Genomic DNA, 2,031 nt, shown 5'->3' with positions numbered 1-2,031 from the left:
GCCGGCCGGCGGCGCCGGGTTCTCGTCCGCCTCGGCGTCGCGGCGTCGCGCCCGGATCTCGGCCCACGCGAAGTAGGCCAGGGCGAGCGGCGCCAGGACGCCGAAGGCGAGCCACTGCAGGCCGTAGGAGAGGTACGGGCCGTTCTCTATCCCGGGGATGGGCACCGGGGTGAGCGATCCGGGCTGGTCACCGGAGAGCTGGAGGTATCCGGCGGGCACGAGCGGGTGGCCGAGTGCCCCGCCCAGCACGGAGGGGTCCAGGACCCTCACGGCCGGCAGTCCGTCCACGAGGACCGGCTCCGCCTGACCGCTCTCCGCCGCGCGGAGCCGAGCGGTGATCTCGACGGGCCCCGCGGGCGCGGCGGCGTAGTCGGGGACCGTGTTGTTCTCGCCGACGGGGACGACACCCCTGTTGACCAGGATCTCCGGCCCATCGACCGGATCGAACACCGTCAACACCTGGTAGACCGGCTCGCCGTCGACCGCGCGGAGCCGCAGCAGTGCCTCGGCGTCGGGTAGCCACCGGCCGTCCAGTGTCACCAGCCGCCATTCGCGGTCGACGAACGCCTCGGGAGCGTCCACCACCTGCCCGAACGGGGCCGGCGCGGCCTCTATCGACTCGGCGAGGCGGGTGTTGCGGGCATCGAGGTCCTCGCTCTTGCCCAGCTGCCACGGGGCCAGGAGGGCGAAGCACGCCCAGGCGAACAGCGACACGGCGAGCAGGCCGATCAGCCAGCCGGGACTCAGAAAGCGCCGCAGACTCCGCATGTCCCCAGGGTATCCGCTGGACCCCGACGGGCTAAGTCAGGAGGGCACGCACCTCGGCCACCAACCCGGGGAGCGCCTCGGCGATCTGGAGACGGGTCCGGGTGAAGCCGTCGTGGTCGCCGTAGTAGGGGTCGGCCACGTCCTCACCGTCCGCCGCGGGATCGAACCCCCGCAGGAGGCGGACACGGTGTTCCTCGACCCCGGCGCCGAGGAGGTGGTCGCGATGGCCGCGGTCGAGCGCCACCACCAGGTCGGCCCGGTGATCGGGGGCCGACAGTTGTGCGGCCACGTGCGTGCTGTCGTACCCGTGGGACTCGAGCTCGGCCGCGGCCCGCGGATCCATGCCGTCCCCGACGTGCCACCCACCGGTACCCACGCTCGAGACGGTGACCCTGTCGCCGAACCCGGCGCCGGAGAACGCGTGCCGTGCCATGACCTCGGCCATGGGGGAGCGGCAGATGTTGCCGGTACAGACAAAGACGACGTGCACGCGCGGGTCACCACTCATGGATGATCCGCTCCAGCTCGGCGGTGTCCGCCGGGGACCAGCGGGCGCCGTCCCACTCGCCGGGGCTGCCGTAACCCCAGCGCACGATCGCCGTGGGGATCCCGTAGCGGGCGGCCCCCTCCACGTCGTGCTCGCGGTCGCCGATCATGAGGACGTGGCCCGTGCCCCCCTCGGCCACCGGTACCGGATCGACGCCGAGTGCGGAGAGTGAGTGCGCGATCACATCGGCCTTGGCCGCCCGCCCGACCCGCAGGTCCGCGCCGCCGATGAACTCGAACGGGTCGTCGAGCCGGAAGTGCTCCAGGATCCGTCGCGCGGCCCGCTGGTCCTTGCTCGTCGCCACGGCCATCCGGAAACCGTGGCCGGCCAGGCTCGTCAGCAGGCCGTCCATTCCCTCGTAGACCGCGTTCTCGAGCCACCCCACGTCGGTGTAGCGCTCGCGGTACGCGCTCATCGCCCGCTGCAGATCGTCGCCCCCGAGCCCCAGCGAGGCGAGGGTGTCCGGCATGGGTGGGCCCGCGATGGAGCGGATGTCACGTGAGTCGTCCCACCGGGCACCGACGGTGTCCAGCGCGTGGTGGAGCGACCTGGCGATGCCGTCCAGTGAGTCGGTGATGGTGCCGTCGAGGTCGACGAGGAGGATCGGGCGGTCGGGCATGCCGTCATCCTCTCAGACCCCGGCCGGCACGCGCCGCCACCCGTCGCCGCCGCCCCCGTGGGCCCCGCCTAGGCTGCCGGTCATGAGCGCCGCCCCC

At 72.9% G+C, this 2,031-nt stretch carries 3 protein-coding genes; all 3 read right to left on the bottom strand.

Annotated elements, in window-relative coordinates:
* Positions 1-768: SURF1 family cytochrome oxidase biogenesis protein (locus tag G6021_RS12745; RefSeq protein WP_182641448.1), on the bottom strand; the 768-nt coding region annotated here is incomplete at its 3' end.
* 31 nt (positions 769-799) lie between these two features.
* Positions 800-1,276 (bottom strand): low molecular weight protein-tyrosine-phosphatase, encoded by a 477-nt coding sequence (locus G6021_RS12740; RefSeq protein WP_179524995.1) that lies wholly within the window; start codon positions 1,274-1,276, stop codon positions 800-802.
* On the bottom strand, positions 1,266-1,934 hold the full coding sequence (locus tag G6021_RS12735) for an HAD hydrolase-like protein (RefSeq protein WP_179524996.1): 669 nt from the start codon (positions 1,932-1,934) through the stop codon (positions 1,266-1,268). Before G6021_RS12735 ends, G6021_RS12740 begins: the two co-directional genes overlap by 11 nt.
* Positions 1,935-2,031: the final 97 nt, after the last annotated feature.

Origin of the sequence: Dietzia sp. CW19 (assembly GCF_014145265.1) — a bacterium.
Lineage (GTDB): Bacteria > Actinomycetota > Actinomycetes > Mycobacteriales > Mycobacteriaceae > Dietzia > Dietzia natronolimnaea.
This window is presented reverse-complemented; position numbering and strand designations above follow the sequence as displayed.

Coding starts and splice junctions, on each gene's coding strand:
- G6021_RS12740 (WP_179524995.1), bottom strand. CDS start 1,276: ATGAGTGGTGACCCGCGCGTGCACGTCGTCTTTGTCTGTACCGGCAAC.
- G6021_RS12735 (WP_179524996.1), bottom strand. CDS start 1,934: ATGCCCGACCGCCCGATCCTCCTCGTCGACCTCGACGGCACCATCACC.